The 16,445-nt window shown below is 31.2% G+C and carries 12 protein-coding genes; 4 read left to right on the forward strand and 8 right to left on the reverse strand.

Annotated elements, in window-relative coordinates; genetic code table 11:
• Nucleotides 1–48 precede the first annotated feature (48 nt).
• The 4 genes from ACOSP6_RS03875 to ACOSP6_RS03890 form a co-directional block, all read right to left on the reverse strand.
• Nucleotides 49–1,257 (reverse strand): NAD(P)/FAD-dependent oxidoreductase, encoded by a 1,209-nt coding sequence (locus ACOSP6_RS03875; protein ID WP_422094452.1) that lies wholly within the window; start codon nt 1,255–1,257, stop codon nt 49–51.
• Entirely contained in the window at nt 1,254–2,183 is a 930-nt protein-coding gene (locus tag ACOSP6_RS03880; RefSeq protein ID WP_422094453.1) for a GYDIA family GHMP kinase, read from the reverse strand. The genes ACOSP6_RS03875 and ACOSP6_RS03880 overlap by 4 nt, the downstream gene beginning before the upstream one ends.
• A 51-nt stretch (nt 2,184–2,234) precedes the next feature.
• The gene (locus ACOSP6_RS03885) at nt 2,235–2,540 is read right to left on the reverse strand and encodes a GIY-YIG nuclease family protein (RefSeq protein WP_422094454.1); all 306 of its coding nucleotides are present in this window, start codon (nt 2,538–2,540) and stop codon (nt 2,235–2,237) included.
• Nucleotides 2,541–2,616: 76 nt separating this feature from the next.
• Nucleotides 2,617–4,353, reverse strand: coding sequence for a hydroxymethylglutaryl-CoA reductase, degradative (locus tag ACOSP6_RS03890; protein ID WP_422094455.1), 1,737 nt, complete (start codon nt 4,351–4,353; stop codon nt 2,617–2,619).
• 149 nt (nt 4,354–4,502) lie between these two features.
• Here ACOSP6_RS03890 and ACOSP6_RS03895 point away from each other — a divergent pair, with 149 nt between their 5' ends.
• The 4 genes from ACOSP6_RS03895 to ACOSP6_RS03910 all read left to right on the forward strand — a co-directional run bounded on the left by ACOSP6_RS03895 (nt 4,503) and on the right by ACOSP6_RS03910 (nt 10,432).
• On the forward strand, nt 4,503–6,680 hold the full coding sequence (locus ACOSP6_RS03895; protein WP_422094456.1) for a S9 family peptidase: 2,178 nt from the start codon (nt 4,503–4,505) through the stop codon (nt 6,678–6,680).
• 24 nt (nt 6,681–6,704) lie between these two features.
• The gene (locus tag ACOSP6_RS03900; protein ID WP_422094457.1) at nt 6,705–8,225 is read left to right on the forward strand and encodes a peptide MFS transporter; all 1,521 of its coding nucleotides are present in this window, start codon (nt 6,705–6,707) and stop codon (nt 8,223–8,225) included.
• Between the two features lie 23 nt (nt 8,226–8,248).
• Complete coding sequence (locus tag ACOSP6_RS03905; RefSeq protein WP_422094458.1) at nt 8,249–9,823, forward strand: peptide MFS transporter; 1,575 nt, start codon at nt 8,249–8,251, stop codon at nt 9,821–9,823.
• Nucleotides 9,824–9,916: 93 nt separating this feature from the next.
• Nucleotides 9,917–10,432, forward strand: coding sequence for a thioredoxin family protein (locus ACOSP6_RS03910; RefSeq protein ID WP_422094459.1), 516 nt, complete (start codon nt 9,917–9,919; stop codon nt 10,430–10,432).
• Between the two features lie 4 nt (nt 10,433–10,436).
• Here ACOSP6_RS03910 and ACOSP6_RS03915 read toward each other — a convergent pair whose 3' ends face one another.
• The 4 genes from ACOSP6_RS03915 to ACOSP6_RS03930 all read right to left on the reverse strand — a co-directional run bounded on the left by ACOSP6_RS03915 (nt 10,437) and on the right by ACOSP6_RS03930 (nt 16,339).
• On the reverse strand, nt 10,437–12,461 hold the full coding sequence (locus tag ACOSP6_RS03915; protein ID WP_422094460.1) for a ComEC/Rec2 family competence protein: 2,025 nt from the start codon (nt 12,459–12,461) through the stop codon (nt 10,437–10,439).
• Between the two features lie 182 nt (nt 12,462–12,643).
• On the reverse strand, nt 12,644–13,729 hold the full coding sequence (locus ACOSP6_RS03920; RefSeq protein ID WP_422094461.1) for an energy transducer TonB: 1,086 nt from the start codon (nt 13,727–13,729) through the stop codon (nt 12,644–12,646).
• Nucleotides 13,730–13,885: 156 nt separating this feature from the next.
• Nucleotides 13,886–15,580 (reverse strand): lysine--tRNA ligase, encoded by a 1,695-nt coding sequence (gene lysS / locus ACOSP6_RS03925; RefSeq protein WP_422094462.1) that lies wholly within the window; start codon nt 15,578–15,580, stop codon nt 13,886–13,888.
• Between the two features lie 258 nt (nt 15,581–15,838).
• Nucleotides 15,839–16,339, reverse strand: a complete 501-nt coding sequence (locus ACOSP6_RS03930; protein WP_422094463.1) for a DUF456 domain-containing protein — start codon at nt 16,337–16,339, stop codon at nt 15,839–15,841.
• Nucleotides 16,340–16,445 lie beyond the last annotated feature (106 nt).

Consider the following 16,445-nt stretch of genomic DNA (forward strand, 5'->3'; position numbering starts at 1 on the left):
ATAAAAATTAGTAATTTTCTTTACTCTTTACTCTTTACTCTTTACTCTTTACTCTGCAATTGCGTTAGCGCAAATCCAACCTCCTGTCCAAGCATTCTGAAAGTTAAATCCACCAGTAACTGCATCAATATTTAGGATTTCACCGACATAAAACAAATTCTTATGAATCTTGCTTTCAAAACGTTTGAAATTAATTTCTTTTAAATCAATTCCTCCAGCTGTTACAAATTCTTCCTTAAAAGTAGATTTTCCATCTGCATTAAAAGTAGCTTTTGTCAGTTGTTCAGCTAAAGCTAATAATTGAGTTTTGTTGGTGTCTGCCCAATTTTGTTGTAATCGAATTTTACTAGCAATAATTAATCTTTCCCATAAACGTCTTGGAATTTCTTGAAAAGGAGATTTTAATCCGATTTGTTTACGTGAGTTTTTATTTTTTAGTTCTTGAAGTTCTTCTGAGATTTGTTCTTCTGATTTCGAGAGCCAATTAATACTAACACTGTATTTGTAGTTTTTATCAGCTAAAATTCTTGCGCCAAAAGCAGAAAGTTTTAAAACTGCCGGGCCGCTCATTCCCCAATGAGTAATTAATAAAGGACCATAGTTTTCTAATTTTGTTCCATTAATTTTTACCCGAGCATTCGGTACGGAAACTCCACCTAAATCTTTAATTCGATCATCTTTTATGTTGAATGTAAATAAAGATGGAACAGTTGGAATAATAGAATGATTTAATTCTTTTGAAATATCCCAAATCTTTTTACTACTTCCAGCTGCAATAACTAGTTTGTCTGCAACAAACTCTTCTTCTTTAGTTTTAACAATCCACTTTTCACCTTCTTTATAAAAAGTTGTAACACCTTTACTGGTAAGAACTTTAATGTTTAAACGATTAATTTCTTTTTGGAAACAATCAATAATTGCTTGAGAAGTATTTGCTTCTGGGAAAACTCTATTATCGCTTTCAATTTTTAAAGGAACTCCTTTATTTTCAAACCATTCAAAAGTATCACCAGTCATAAACTGATGAAATGGTCCTAGAAGTTCTTTTTGTCCTCGCGGATAAAATTTTGTTAGTTCTTTGGGTTCAAAGCAAGCATGAGTTACATTACATCTTCCGCCACCAGAAATCTTAACTTTTTGTAAAACATCTTTTCCTTTTTCAAGAATTGTAATGTCTAAATCAGGATTCAATTCCTTCGCATTAATTGCTGTAAAAAATCCTGCGGCACCGCCACCGATAATTACAATTTTACTCATAAAATCATGTCTTTGTAAGGAATTACAGTTGTAAATCCTTTCTGTTTAAAATAGTTCGGTGTGTCTTGATTTCCTGTTGCTAAAATGAAGTCGCCTCCCCAGGCTCCTAAACTTTTTACTTGTCCAAAGTAATCTGAGAATAATAGATCTTTTACTTTTGGTAGCTCAATAATAGACGAAATAATGGATTCATGTTCAGCTATAAGAAGTTCAAATTCTGATAAAGAGTTGGTGGAAATCATTTCTTTAGATATTTCTGAAATTCTATTTATCTCGCTTTCTATATGCTGTTTCTTTTCTCGGTATCTTTTAATTCCTTCTCTACTGTTTTGTTTTTGATTTAAGTAGACAAAAAATAAATTGTCTTTGAAAGTAGGAGAGAAGTTAACTTCTGAAATAATAGGTTTACTATCTTTACATGTATAGAAAATAGGAGAGTTATATTTAGCACAAGCAATATCATAACCACTTCCAGAAAATGCATTCCATAATAAGTCAAACGGATTAACATTTGCCCATGTAGCAATGTTATTAATTAAGGTAGAGGAACTTCCTAGTCCCCAATCTTGTGGAAATGTCAAATTCGTTTTTACAATAAAACCTTTTTTCGTTTGCAAGAAATCGGGGTTCAGTTTTCTAGCTTCTTGTAAAATTGTTTGTAAAGTTTCTGCAATAGTTTCAGAACTACCTTCTTTTTCGGAATTGAAAGAAGCTGAGGTTAATCGAAGTTTCGGTAAGCTGAATTGTGCTTCAAACCAACAATTTCCTTCATTGGTAAAACTTCCCCAAACCAAAATTGGTTCTTCAATAGGTTGAATTATTAAATCTTGTCCGTATTTAGTAGGAACTGCCAATGAGGTCGCTCCATCTAAAACAACATATTCCCCAGTGAGTAGTAATTTTCCGTTTGAGTAGAACTTTTTCAATTTTATACTATTGCTTTTAATAGGTGGCTGAGCGGAGTCGAAGCTATATTGTTATTTATTATTAAAGTGAGACTCATTTTTACATTCAGCTAATTTAGGGAGTAAATCAAAATTTTGTTCAATTATAGCTAATTTCTTTTTTCTACTCCAGCCTTGTATTTGTTTTTCTTTATGAAATGCTTTTTCAATACTGGTGAACTTTTCTAAATAAACCAATTTCACTGGCAATCTTTTTTTAGCGTAAATAGCGCCATTTCCTTCCTGATGTTCTTTTAATCTTACTTCTATATCTAAAGTGCTACCAGTATAAAAACTTCCATCACAACATTCTAAAATATATAAATATCCTTTTTTCATTTTTTATTTGATTAAATATGGAAAAAATCACCAAGGTTTTATATAAATAGCTTCGACTCCGCTCAGCCACCATTATTTATTTTACCAATCCAAACTGTTTAAAATGATGTGTAAAATGCTTCACTTGAAACTTTTTCCAATACTCAAAATCTAAATCTCCGAAGAAAGGATGTGTAATTGTTCTTGAAGGTTCTTTTTCAAAAATTTCAAAGAAGAGTTTTACTTGATTTATTAGATCTTCAATTGCCTCATCAATTGAGTTAAACTTTAAAGGTGTCGGATTTTCTGATAGAAATGAGGGTTTAAACCCTGGTTGTAATTCATTGTCGGTATCTAAAAAAGGTTTTCTTCTTGCCGCTTTTTCATCATCTACGAAAATATCTACTTTCCAATTTCCATTCGGAATTTGTGTAACAGCGCTTAAATGTTCAATCATTTGTTGTGCATTCATATTCCCGAAAATAGGTTTAGAATCTATTGTTAAAGATTGAAGTTTGTTTCTTACTTCATTTTCATTTGAAAAGTCGACCCTATTAATTTTAGGTTTTCTTAGCGAATTGATTTTTTCAACTACAGCACTGTGAGAAACAGTTCTATTTTCAAAATAAGCAACAACTTCTTCTTTTTCACTTTTAGTTGCATTATGCTGATTCAAAATATTCATCAAGTGCATTTTCATATGTCCATGTTGAATACCTTTTGTGGTTAATGCTCTTAAAGCTGCAAAATTTTGAGCTAAACCAGCTGCTGCAATAATCTGCATTAAAGTTCTAGCAGAAGGTTTTTGCATCATGTCTAGTGACAGTTTTGCCATAGGATGTAAAGCAGTTAAACCTCCTACAGTTCCTAAAGCCAAAGGAATTTCAATCCAAAATCTGAAAATTCCATTTTTCACTTCGCAATGCGTTAAACTAGTATATTCTCCATTTCTAGCAGCATAAGCATGTGCACCGGATTCAATAGCTCTAAAATCATTTCCAGTAGCCAGAACAACAGCATCAATTCCGTTCATAATTCCTTTGTTGTGAGTCACTGCTCTGTAAGGTTCTATTTCTGCGATTTTAACAGCTTGTTCAAATTTATAGGCAAACTTTTCTGGATTTTCACCACCTAAATCTTTAATTGGACAACTCACCTCAGCACGAACCAAACATTCTGGTACATAATTCGAAAGAATACTCATGACGATTTCAATGTCGTCATTTCGGAATCTTTTAGCAATGGCTTCTAAACAAGAATTAATAAAATTAGCTCCCATGCTGTCTTTTGTTTCAAAAGTTACATGAAGCTGATAATAGTCTTGTAATTTAGCTGTTTTGTCTACAAGCTCAATGTCTAAAATACCACCACCACGTTTTTCCATGTTTTTGGTGATAGATGCGGTAGCAGCATAAAGTTCGGTTTTATTCAGTTGGAAATAGTTTTGCAGATCTTTCTTATCTCCTGAATACATAAAATGAACTTGACCAATCTTCGTTGTCGAAATCACCTCAGTTTTAAATCCACCTCGAGTACTCCAATATTTAGCAACTTTTGAGGCGGCAGCAACAACTGAACTTTCCTCAACAACCATAGGAATAACATATTCTTTCCCATTAATTAGAAAGTTTGGAGCAATACCATAAGGCATGTAAAAGTTTGAAATAGTGTTTTCTATGAAATCGTCATGGAGTTGTTGTAATTTATCATCAACATTCCAGTATTGTTTTATAGTTTGAATGATTTCAGGTTGACTGTTGAAATAGTTTTCAGCTAACCAATCAATTTTTTCTTCTTTACTTAGTTTTGAAAAACCAGAAATAATCTTCGACATTCATCTTGTTTTAGAAAAAACAAAGATAAATCTTTCAAAGAAAACACATTTATATAAAGGAGTTTTCTGTTAAATTACTGTAAAGTTTATTATTTTTTCGTAAACTTGGCAGTCGTTTTATCAAATTATCAAATAAATCAATTTTTTTGATGGGAAAATCACGCTTATTAGCAATACTAGTAGTATTATTCATAGGAAATAGTATTACAATCACTTCACAAGGAAAGAAAGAAATAACTTTAGAGGAAATTTGGTCAGGAGCATTTTCTGCTGATCGCATGAATGCACTAAACTCCATGAATGGAGATTTTTATTCCGTATTAAACTTTAATCAAGAAACAGGAAGTTCATCTGTAGATAAGTACAGTTACGCTACCCAATTAAAAGTTGAAACTATTGTAGATAGTAAGGACTTATATAATCTTGCTTCTTTTACGTCATATTCCTTTAATAATGACGAAACAAAATTATTATTAGGAACTGATTTTAAAAAGGTATATCGTCATTCTTCAAAAGGGACTTTTTATGTGTATGATGTAAAGACTAAAGAGTTAACCTTATTAGGGAACGATATTCAAGAACCAACCTTTTCACCTGATAGTAAAAAAGTAGCTTACGCGAAAGAGAACAACCTTTATGTACGAGATCTAGAAGGAAATAGAGAGGTGAAAGTTACGACAGATGGTAAGTTCAATTCTATTATTAATGGTACTACAGATTGGGTTTACGAGGAGGAATTTGCTTTTGTAAGAGCTTTCGATTGGAGTGCGGATAGTAACTATGTTGCTTTTTTACGTTTCGATGAAAGTGATGTTGCACAATTTTCAATGAATGTAACAGGAAATGAATTATATCCTTCTATGAATACATTTAAGTATCCTAAAGCTGGAGAAAAAAATGCAAAAGTAACATTGAACCTATTTACTTTTTCTGATAAAAGTGTCAAAAGAATTGAGCTTTCTAATTATGAATACATTCCTCGTATTCAATGGACAAAAGAACCAACTGTTTTATCGGTAACAGCATTAAATCGTCACCAAAACGATTTAAATTTATATTTCTATGATGCTAAAACAAATACATCAAAAGTTGTATTAAATGAAAAAGATTCAGCTTATGTTGATGTTCAAGACAACCTAACATTCTTAGATGATAATAGCTTTATTTGGACTAGTGAAAAAGATGGTTACAATCATATCTACCATTATGATAAAACTGGTGCTTTAAAAAATCAAATTACTAAAGGTAACTGGGAGGTAACTAAATATTATGGTTTAGATAAAAAAACAAATAAAATATTTTATCAATCAGTTGAAAATGGATCAATTAATAGAGGAGTTTACTCTATTGGTATTGATGGTTCTGGAAAGAAATTGTTAACTCCAAAAACTGGGCAAAGTAATGCTTCATTTAGTAAAAATATGAAGTATTTTATCAATTCTCACTCTTCTGCAACTCAGGTTCCAACTTATACATTGTATGATGGTAAAGGAACTAAAATAAAAACATTAAAAGATAACCTTGAACTTCAAGTTAAAGTTGGAGGTTATAAAATGAGTAAGAAAGAATTCTTTACTTATAATATTAATGGTAATGATTTAAACATGTGGGTTATTAAACCTGTAGATTTCGATCCAAATAAAAAATATCCATTACTAATGTTCCAATATTCAGGTCCTGGTTCTCAGCAGGTAGCAAACCGTTGGAACTCAAGTAACGATTACTGGCATCAAATGTTAGCACAAAAAGGAATAGTTATTGCATGTGTTGACGGAAGAGGTACAGGATTAAAAGGAAGAGATTTTAAGAAAGTAACTCAGAAAGAATTAGGTAAATACGAGGTTGAAGATCAAATAGCAGCAGCTAAATTTTTCTCAACAGAACCTTATATTGATGCAAGTAAAATTGGAATTTGGGGTTGGTCTTATGGTGGTTTTATGAGTACGAATTGTATTCTAAAAGGAAACGATGTGTTTTCAATGGCAATAGCAGTTGCTCCTGTAACTTCATGGCGTTTTTATGATACTGTTTATACAGAACGTTACATGACAACTCCACAAGAAAATGCCTCAGGATATGACGAAAACTCACCAATTACGCATGCTGATAAATTAAAAGGTAAATACCTTTTAGTTCATGGTTCTGGTGATGATAATGTTCATGTGCAAAACACAATGAGAATGGTAAATGCTTTAGTTGAAAACAACAAGCAGTTTGATTTATTCATTTATCCTGATAGAGCACATGGAATTTACAAAGGAAAAAACACAAGATTACACTTGTTTACGAAACTAACCAATTTCGTACTTGAAAATCTGAAAAACTAATAACAACAAACAACTACTGAAATTATGAATAATTCTCAAAAAGATATTCTAGGACATCCTTCGGGATTGTTTTATCTATTTTTTGCTGAGCTTTGGGAAAGGTTTTCTTTCTATGGAATGAGAGCTCTATTAACCTTGTATATGGTTAATGAAATTTTTAAGGCATTGGCAGAAAGAGATGTTGCAGCAGCAGCGGTTTATGCTTCTTATGGTTCCTTAGTTTATGCTTCTACAGTTGTAGGAGGAAGGATTTCCGATAAGATTTTGGGAATGAGGCAATCAATATTTCTTGGTGGTATTTTAATGGCTTTAGGTCATTTTGTTTTAGCTATTGAAAACGATATAGCTTTCTTTTTGGCTCTCGCTTTTATAGTAGTGGGTAATGGATTTTTTAAACCTAATATCTCTACCTTCGTTGGGTCATTGTATGAAGATGGTGACCGAAGAAAAGATTCTGGTTTTACTATTTTTTATATGGGAATTAATATTGGAGGGTTTATAGCTCCATTATTGTGCGGATGGTTAGGAAAAGAATATGGTTGGCATTATGGTTTTGGTCTAGCAGGATTTGGAATGTTATTAGGATTAATATTCTTTTGGAGCGGGATTAAGAAAAATGTTTTTGGAGATAAAGGTTTACCTCCTAGTGAAGAGGTATACAATAAGAAGGTGTTGGGATTACCGCAGAAAACTCTTGTGCCTATCTTAGCTTTTTTATCAGCCCCATTGATTGCCTATTTATTAGCAGAGTATAAGTCAATAGGAAGTGGAGAAACTTTTCTAGGCGATCAAAATATTGTCAATGTACTTTTTAAAGTGGTCGGAGTTATTGTTTTATTGTATCTAGGTAAAATTATGATGGGAGCAACAGTAGAAGAAAGGAAGAAATTGTTTATGGCTGTTTTGATAACCTTCTTCATGACTATTTTTTGGGGATTCCATGAATTATCAGGAAGTGTTATTACTTTATTTGCAGATAGAAACGTTGCCTTGGATGGTATAATGAATGCTAGTCAAACAAACTCATTAAACTCTCTAGTAATTATTTTATTATCAATCCCTGTTTCTTTACTTTGGACATATCTTTCAAAGAAAAAATTAAACCCAAGAACACCTTACAAGTTTGGAATGGGATTATTATTAGCAGGTATTAGTTTTTACATTTTATCATTAAGTAAAGGAGCTGCTAATGAAGAAGGAATGGTTCCGTTTTTCTATTTATTGGCAATGTATTTTGTTTTGTCTATTGGTGAGCTTTTTATGTCACCAGTAGGTTTGTCAAAAATTACAGACTTATCTCCCAAAAGAATAATTGCTTTTATGATGGGAATTTGGTTCTTGTCTTCAACTTATGCTTTTCAAATTGTAGGATTCATATCAAAGGAGTTAGCTGTTGAAAGTACAGATAGCAATATTGGCGGATTACAAACTTTAGCTTTATATACTGATGGATTTGGATTGATAGCTAAATATGCAATAGGAGCAGGAGTTCTTGTTTTAATAACATCTCCACTTATGAAAAAGTTAATGGGTAAAGTACACTAAATTTAAATAACTAAGTTTTATATATGAAGAATCAAGATATCGATAACCTTTTTAAGGATACAGTATTAGGACATCCAGCGGGTTTGTTTGTGCTGTTTTTTACAGAAATGTGGGAGCGTTTTTCCTATTACGGAATGCGTGCGCTGTTTGTTTTATTTTTAATTAGCTCTGTTACCGATGGAGGTTTCGGATGGGCAAAAGCAGATGCTTTATCACTTTATGGTACGTATACCATGGGTGTTTATTTAACTCCTGTATTTGGTGGTTTAATCGCGGATAAATTATTAGGGTATCGTTGGGCAGTTATAATTGGAGCATTAATTATGACCTTAGGTCATGCGGCTATGGCTGTTGAAACACCGCTGTTTTTTTATATAGGAATTGGTTGTTTAATGGTTGGTAATGGATTGTTTAAGCCGAATATGACATCTATTGTTTCTTACATGTATAAAAACCATGAAGAGAAAAAGGATGGAGCTTATTCTATTTTCTACATGGGAGTTAATGCTGGTGCTTTTTTAGGAATTATGCTATGTGGTTATATAGGTGAAAATTATTCTTGGTCATGGGGATTCGGTTTAGCTGGAATTTTCATGTTTATTGGAATGCTACAATTTTATTTTACACAGAATATCTTCGGAGATATAGGATTACCACCAAAGAAATTGAAAGAGTTAAATTTGGAAGAAATTGGTAAAGATGGAGATCAAGATTTTGTCGAGAAGTCTGAAGAAGAAGTATCATCAAAAGTTGTGTTTGATAGAATGATAGCCGTAGGTGTTTTCTGTATTTTTACGGTATTCTTTTGGGCGGCCTTTGAGCAAGCCGGAGGATCGATGACGATTTTTGCTGAAGAGTATACGCAAAGAAATTTATCAGGAATTTATGGGACTGTATTTAAATATGTAGATGCTTTACTAACAATATTGCCTTTGGGGATTATAACTTATGTATTGTATCTTCTATTTAAGAAAACTTTTGCAAAATTTGCAATTGGTAATATAATATTATCCATAAGTTTTATTGTAATATGGGGTATAGTAGGTTGGAAGATAAGCGTTGATTTTGCTAAGGAAAGTGTAGAAGTACCTGCTACTTGGTTTGGTATTTTAAATTCATTATTCATAATAACTCTAGCACCATTCTTTTCGAAATGGTGGGAGAGTAAGTATAATTTATCTGGAACTATGAAGTATGGTTTAGGTTTACTTTTATTAGGGCTAGGTTTTGGGTTTTTAGCGATGGGGTCTCAAGGAATAGTTGCTGGAGAACCTATTGTTAAGGTAAGTATGTTTTGGTTAATAGCTGCTTATTTATTCCATACTATGGGTGAATTATGTATTTCACCAGTAAGTCTTTCTTACATCAGTAAATTAGTGCCTGCTAAATGGATAGGATTAATGTTTGGTGTTTATTATTTATTTATAGCAATGGGTAATAAATTAGCTGGAACTGTAGGAAGTTACATTGAGGAAATTGAAAAGGCATATTCTATTTCTGGGTTCTTCTTAATTTTTACGGCAATTCCAATTGTTGCTGGATTAATTATCGCTGGAATGAGTCCTTTGATGAAAAGATTAATGCACGGAGTAAAGTAATAACTTTTACTTTAAGAATATATTACAACCTATCAAAGTAAAATTTGATAGGTTTTTTTGTAAATTTGGAATACTTATTGAGACAGATGTATTATGAGAAAATTAGTATTATTAGCTGTTGTTGTTCTTTCTACAATTTCAGTGCAAGCACAAGAAGTTAATTGGTTATCATTTGAAGAGGCTTTAGAATTAAATAAAAAGAACCCAAAGCCTATTATGATTGATTTATATACTGATTGGTGCGGATGGTGTAAAAGAATGGATGCTACTACCTATAAAAATGAGGTTATTATAAAGTATATTAACGATAATTATTATGCAGTTAAGATGGATGGAGAAGGAAAAGAAGATATTACATTTAAAGGAAGAACGTTTAAGTTTGTTCAAAAGGGTAGAAGTAAATATCATGAATTGGCGGCAGCTATTTTAAACGGTAAATTGAGTTATCCTTCAACTGCATTTTTTGATTCTAAAGAACAACTGATTCAGGCAGTTCCTGGTTATTTAGTTAAGGAGCGTTTTGAAAAAATATTAGCTTATTTTAGTGGAGACGCGTACAAGAATACACCATGGAAAGATTTCGAAAAGAATTTTAAAAGTTCGTTATAGAAATTTAATATTTTAAAATATATGCGCCATTTTGCTGAGTTGAGTGAAATGGCGTTTTTTGTTTGTCACATGTCTTTTGCCAGCGATTTATATAGCTTTTATAATTAGATCCATCTGCTATTATTATTGTTGGTTCTAGAGTTTTAATAAGTCGGTTTAAGTTCAGTTTAGGAGAATATTTTAATAGAATAATTGCTCTCTTTTTAAAGTTCTTAGGATAAACTCCTAAACTATCAATGCTCAGAATTAATTGATTTCCAAGAACACCAATTCTGTTGGTCGTGTTATCTTTTTCAATAGTTACTTTTTCATTGAACGTATAGTTAGATAAATTGTAATCTTTTTCTAGTTGACTTTTGGTTAAATCTGAATAAAGTTTAATTGAACCATGTTCTCTAATTCCAAAAATTGATTTTTTGCTCTTATGAAAAACTACAAGTTCTTTTTTATTGTAATTATGATAATCAATGTTTATATAGTAGCATTGAAAGAGTATTATAGCTGCTAGAAATAGTAGTATTTTCTTTGAAGAAATTCTTCTTAATAAAACGAAAATTAGAATCATTAAAATATACCAAATAATCATTTCAATTTTTGATATGAATATGTTGCCAATAATAAACTCTTCTTGATGTGAGATCCAATTAACTATGGAGTTCATAAATCGAATCATAAGTTCATAAATTTCCACTACGTATTTAGGTAAGAAATTAAATGAACCTAATAGTATGATAACAATTCCAAAAGACAGAATGATGCCTAACCAAGGAATAATAAAAAGATTAGAAATAATAAATAGCGTAGGGAATTGATGGAAATAATACAAACTCAATGGTAAAACTCCAAACTGAGCTGCTACAGATACGGTTGATAATTTCCAAATTTTGTTTAAAATGAGATTTTCTGGAGTCCATAGCTTTAAAAATAAGGGTTGAAGTTTTACTATGCTGAATACAGCTAAGTAGCTTAGTTGAAATCCTACATCAAAAAGAAATTGTGGTTTAATAAGTAATAAAAGTAACATAGAGCTAATCAATGAATGCTCTATTGGTTGTTTGTGTTTAATTGAATTTCCTAGTATCATAAAAGAGAACATAGTTACTGCTCTTACAACTGATGCTGATAGACCAGTAAACATGGCAAAAGCCCATAAAAAAGAAATTAGTAGTATTAGTTTTATTGATTTACCATGTTTTAAATAGAGTAGAGGAGAGAAAATAGTATTTAAAATAATCACTAATATTCCAATATGTAATCCAGAAATGGCTAATATGTGAATCGCTCCAGCATTGGCGTAGCTGTTAATTAACTCTTTTGAAGCACTTTTTCGTTCACCTAAGAGCAACGAATTAATAATTGAATAAACATCATGAGAAAAATTTTTTTGTAATAGGAATTGAATATTTTTTTTTAGTTCATATAAACTCGCGGTTAAATTATAGACTGAGTTTGATGTAATTTTGAATTCATTTTTATTTAGGAATAACTGCGCTTCAATATCTCTGAGCTGTAAATAACGCTTATAGTTAAAGCTGTTCGGGTTTTTGGGAGGTTGTATTTCCTTTAATTCTGATTTAGTAATAAGACAATTTCCAACTACTAACTCTTGAATATCTAAATTTTTATTAATGTTTAGTATAACTTTTCCAAAGACTTCCTGCTTATTTACTTTTAAAACATTTCCTATGTATCGATAATTGTAAGCATTAGATTTTAATTCTTCCACTATTTTTATGGTAAGTAGCGAATGTGAATCTAAATGATTTCTGTAATAATGATTGTAATTTTTAGAAGATGATATATAGGTTACTGAAAAACCTAACAAAATATAACAAGCTGAAGATGAAATTATAAACAAATGTTTTTTTACGAACAGGTGAAGAACTATTGTTATTAATATTAAGGAACCTAATAAAATAAATAGTTTATAAAAACCGAATTTCCATAATGATAATTTAATCTGAATGCCTATTCCAACAATCACACATATTAATATATGTGTTGGTAAATAGCGGAACACTTTATCCATACACTCACGTAGTATTTTCTTTTAGCAATTATTTTATTAATTGTTTGAAAGTATTGAGTTTGTTACCCTTAAATTCAATACTAATTTTGTAGGTCGAGAATTGAACCAGTTTATTCTTATGAATAAAAAAAGAACGATTGACTACTCGATCGTTCTTTTCTCTGTAATTATGTTGTTATCTATTAATTCAATTTAAAAGTAATAGGGAATTGATAGATGGTGTTTACTGGAATATCATCTTTTAATGCAGGTTGAAATTTAGGAAGTTTTCTAATCAGTCTTTCAGCTGCCACCTCCAATATTTTCGCGTCATCAGGGCCTTTAGTTCTAATATTTATTATTCTTCCCTTATTGCTAATAACGAAAATTATATTTACAGTTCCTTCAATATCGTTGTTAATTGCATCAACAGGATAAGCAAAGTTTTCTTGTACATGTTTTTGTAGTTCAGAAATAAAACAATCAGAGCTACTATCATTTTGTCGAACACACTCCTCAAAAAGAGGGACTTCTTCTAGCTCTTCAAATGTATATGATTTATTAACATCAATTTCTTCCACTTTTTTAGGACGGATGTTTGTTCTTTTAACACCAGGAATTTTAAATTTTATTTGTTGGGTGTACTGAACATCTATGGTTCTTCCTAAATGCTTTCCAGGGAGAAATTTTGGAAGTTTATTTATGATTCTCTCTACTTCTTCTTTTAGAAGTTCTCCCTTGTAAGGGTAAAGTATGTTTGTAATTTCTGTATTTCCTTCTTTATTGATTAAGAAATTTACCATAACTCTTCCTTGTATCCCTGCTTTGTAAGCTTTTTTAGGATATTGAAAGTTAACCTGAATGTGATGAGACATTTGTTTTTTAAAACATGATTCTTGTTCTAAATACGGAGTATCTTCACATTTGTCAAATAAAGGAATTTGGTCTACGGTATAAAAAGAAATTATTCCATTTTTGCTGTCGTCTTCTATTGACAAATCCGAAATCAAGTTTGTTTTTTTCTTTACATCAGAGACTGTTTGCTGATAGCCTCCTGAAACTACATTTGTAGCTAAATCTCTTTTTCTTTTTACTCTTTTACGAGATGATACCTCAAAGGATACTTTTTTTGTGTTTTTTTTCTCGTCCTTTTCGATTGTACATTTAGTAATGCTATTTAAATCTAAAACAGGATCTGAAGTTGGAGTTTCACAAGTTTCTGCTTGTTGAGAATAAGCATTAATAGTCATTGCAATTAATGCTAAGGGGAATAAAAATTTAGTTTTCAAACTATATTATTTAGGGGGTTGGGGCGCCAAAATTATAACTTTTTTTGGATTCTCAAAGTGAACTTATTAGACTTAAAGTTTAGTTAACATTATAACAAACAAAAAAGCGACCATGCATTATGGTCGCTTTATATAATTTTCTAGAAGATGTAAGTTCTAAACAATCTCAACAAATAATCCGTCATCAGTTTTTGAAACTTTTGCAAGATTATTTTTTGTTAATCCTTTTATTGTTTTGTCCCATTTTTTATTGCTCAAGCCAGATTGAGTTTTTAATTCTCCTAATTCTAATTTTTCGGCTTTTTCTAATAAAGCTAAAACAGCTTTTTCATCATCGTTTAATTCAACTGAAGGAGCTTTTCTTTCCGGTTTCATTTGTGGGAAGAATAATACTTCCTGAATTGATGGATTATTGGTTAAATACATAATTAAACGATCCATTCCAATTCCTAATCCAGATGTAGGAGGCATACCATATTCTAGAGCACGTAAGAAATCTTGATCAATAAACATTGCTTCGTCATCTCCACGGTCAGCTAATTTTAATTGAGCCTCAAAACGTTCTCTCTGGTCAATTGGGTCATTTAATTCTGAATATGCATTTGCAATTTCTTTACCACAAACCATTAATTCAAAACGCTCAGTTAGTTCAGGGTTATCTCTATGTTCTTTACATAAAGGAGACATCTCTTTTGGATAATCAGTAATGAAAGTTGGTTGAATGTAATTTCCTTCACATTTCTCTCCGAAAATCTCATCAATTAACTTTCCTTTACCCATGGTTTTATCAACCTCGATTCCCATTCCTTTGGCAGCTTCGAATAACTCTTCTTCAGATTTTCCATTAATATCGAAACCTGTAAAATGCTTAATAGAGTCGGCCATTGTTACTCGTGCGTACGGAGCTTTAAAATCAACTTCATGCTCTCCAAAAGTAGCTTTTGTTGTTCCATTTACAGCAATAGCACAGTGTTCTAGTAACTTTTCAGTGAACTCCATCATCCAGTTATAATCTTTATAAGCAACGTAAATTTCCATTGCCGTAAATTCAGGATTATGAGTTCTGTCCATTCCTTCGTTACGGAAATTCTTAGAGAATTCGTACACACCGTCAAATCCACCAACAATTAATCTTTTTAAATAAAGCTCGTTGGCAATTCTCATGTATAATGGAATGTCTAATGAGTTGTGGTGTGTTATAAATGGTCTTGCTGCAGCTCCACCAGGAATTGGTTGTAAAATTGGAGTTTCAACTTCAAAATATCCTGCATCGTTAAAGAACTGACGCATTGCGTTAAATAATTTTGTTCTTTTAACGAAAACCTCTTTCACATGTGGATTAACAGCTAAATCAGCATAACGTTGCCTGTAACGCATTTCAGGATCTGTAAATCCATCGTAGGTATTTCCTTCAGCATCTACTTTAGGTAAAGGAAGAGGTTTTAAAGACTTGCTTAATAAAGTAAAGTTCTTAACCATTACAGTTGATTCACCAACTTGAGTTTTGAATAATTCTCCCTCAATTCCTACAAAATCTCCAATATCTAAAAGTTTCTTATATACTTCGTTGTAAAGAGTTTTGTCTTCTCCAGTACAAATTTCATCACGATTAAAATATACTTGTATTCTACCTTCACTATCTTGCAATTCAGCAAAAGAAGCTTTACCTTGAATTCTTCTTGACATTAAACGTCCTGCAATTATCACCTTTTTACCTTCTTCAAATTTCTCTTTAATCTGTTTAGAATTAGAATCTAACGGATATAAATTTGCTGGATAAGGATTGATTCCAAGCTCACGTAATTTAGTCAGCTTTTCTCTACGTACAATTTCTTGTTCTGATAATTGCATTATTAATTATTTTAAGTGATTTAAATTAAAGGCGCAAAGATACAATCAATTGCAGAATTAAACAATCTTCTTTTTTATTGAATAAAACAAAAAAACAAAAAAATGTTTGGTGATAATTTAAAAGTTTATATATTTGCAGGCTGTTTAATTTTAAAAACAGCATTAGTTGTGTTGTGAGGCGAGAAATCGTCTAGGTTTTGTTAACCAATGGAAAGCTTCCCTGAAATGGGTTGCTTTTTTATTTTAGAGGCATATGATTTAGAATAATTCCATTCTGTATTCCCAAACTTTCACCAGAAATAAAATAAAGTAAATACTTGCCACTGTAAATTTAATAGTTGTTGATGCTAAAAAGCCAACGAAAGCCCCTGTGGAAGCTTTTAAAGCCCTATTGGTATCTTTTCCATCATATAGCATTTCGCCTACAAAGGCTCCAGAGAATGCTCCGATTAAAATTCCAAACGGAATAGGAGAGAGTAAGCCAATGATTAAACCAATTGTAGTTCCATAAGCTCCATATTTAGTTCCTCCAAATCGTTTTGCGCCCATAGCAGGAATAAAATAATCCAGTATAAATATCAAAATAGCTATAAATAAAGTAATACCTAAAAATGTCCAGTTTTGAGGGATAACTTTTGTGAGATGTAATAATAGTAATCCTATCCAACTTGTAATTGGTCCGGGTAATACAGGTAAAAAAGAACCGATAATTCCCAAACATATAAATACAAATCCAGCTAATGTCAGTAAAATATCCATAGAATTTATACAATTTATATATATGACGACTAGTGTTTATGATTGTTACAGAGTAAATAATTGATTTTATAACTAAAAAATTAGTTTAAACTAATTTTTTAGTTAT

It is taken from the genome of Tenacibaculum sp. MEBiC06402, from assembly GCF_049239625.1.
In the GTDB taxonomy this organism is placed as follows: Bacteria; Bacteroidota; Bacteroidia; order Flavobacteriales; family Flavobacteriaceae; genus Polaribacter.

Excerpts from the sequence above, each read along its gene's own strand:
- ACOSP6_RS03915 (WP_422094460.1), bottom strand. The coding sequence starts at position 12,461 with ATGGATAAAGTGTTCCGCTATTTACCAACACATATATTAATATGTGTG.
- ACOSP6_RS03910 (WP_422094459.1), top strand. The coding sequence starts at position 9,917 with ATGAGAAAATTAGTATTATTAGCTGTTGTTGTTCTTTCTACAATTTCA.
- ACOSP6_RS03875 (WP_422094452.1), bottom strand. The coding sequence starts at position 1,257 with ATGAGTAAAATTGTAATTATCGGTGGCGGTGCCGCAGGATTTTTTACA.
- ACOSP6_RS03900 (WP_422094457.1), top strand. The coding sequence starts at position 6,705 with ATGAATAATTCTCAAAAAGATATTCTAGGACATCCTTCGGGATTGTTT.
- ACOSP6_RS03885 (WP_422094454.1), bottom strand. The coding sequence starts at position 2,540 with ATGAAAAAAGGATATTTATATATTTTAGAATGTTGTGATGGAAGTTTT.
- ACOSP6_RS03890 (WP_422094455.1), bottom strand. The coding sequence starts at position 4,353 with ATGTCGAAGATTATTTCTGGTTTTTCAAAACTAAGTAAAGAAGAAAAA.
- lysS (WP_422094462.1), bottom strand. The coding sequence starts at position 15,580 with ATGCAATTATCAGAACAAGAAATTGTACGTAGAGAAAAGCTGACTAAA.
- ACOSP6_RS03930 (WP_422094463.1), bottom strand. The coding sequence starts at position 16,339 with ATGGATATTTTACTGACATTAGCTGGATTTGTATTTATATGTTTGGGA.
- ACOSP6_RS03895 (WP_422094456.1), top strand. The coding sequence starts at position 4,503 with ATGGGAAAATCACGCTTATTAGCAATACTAGTAGTATTATTCATAGGA.
- ACOSP6_RS03905 (WP_422094458.1), top strand. The coding sequence starts at position 8,249 with ATGAAGAATCAAGATATCGATAACCTTTTTAAGGATACAGTATTAGGA.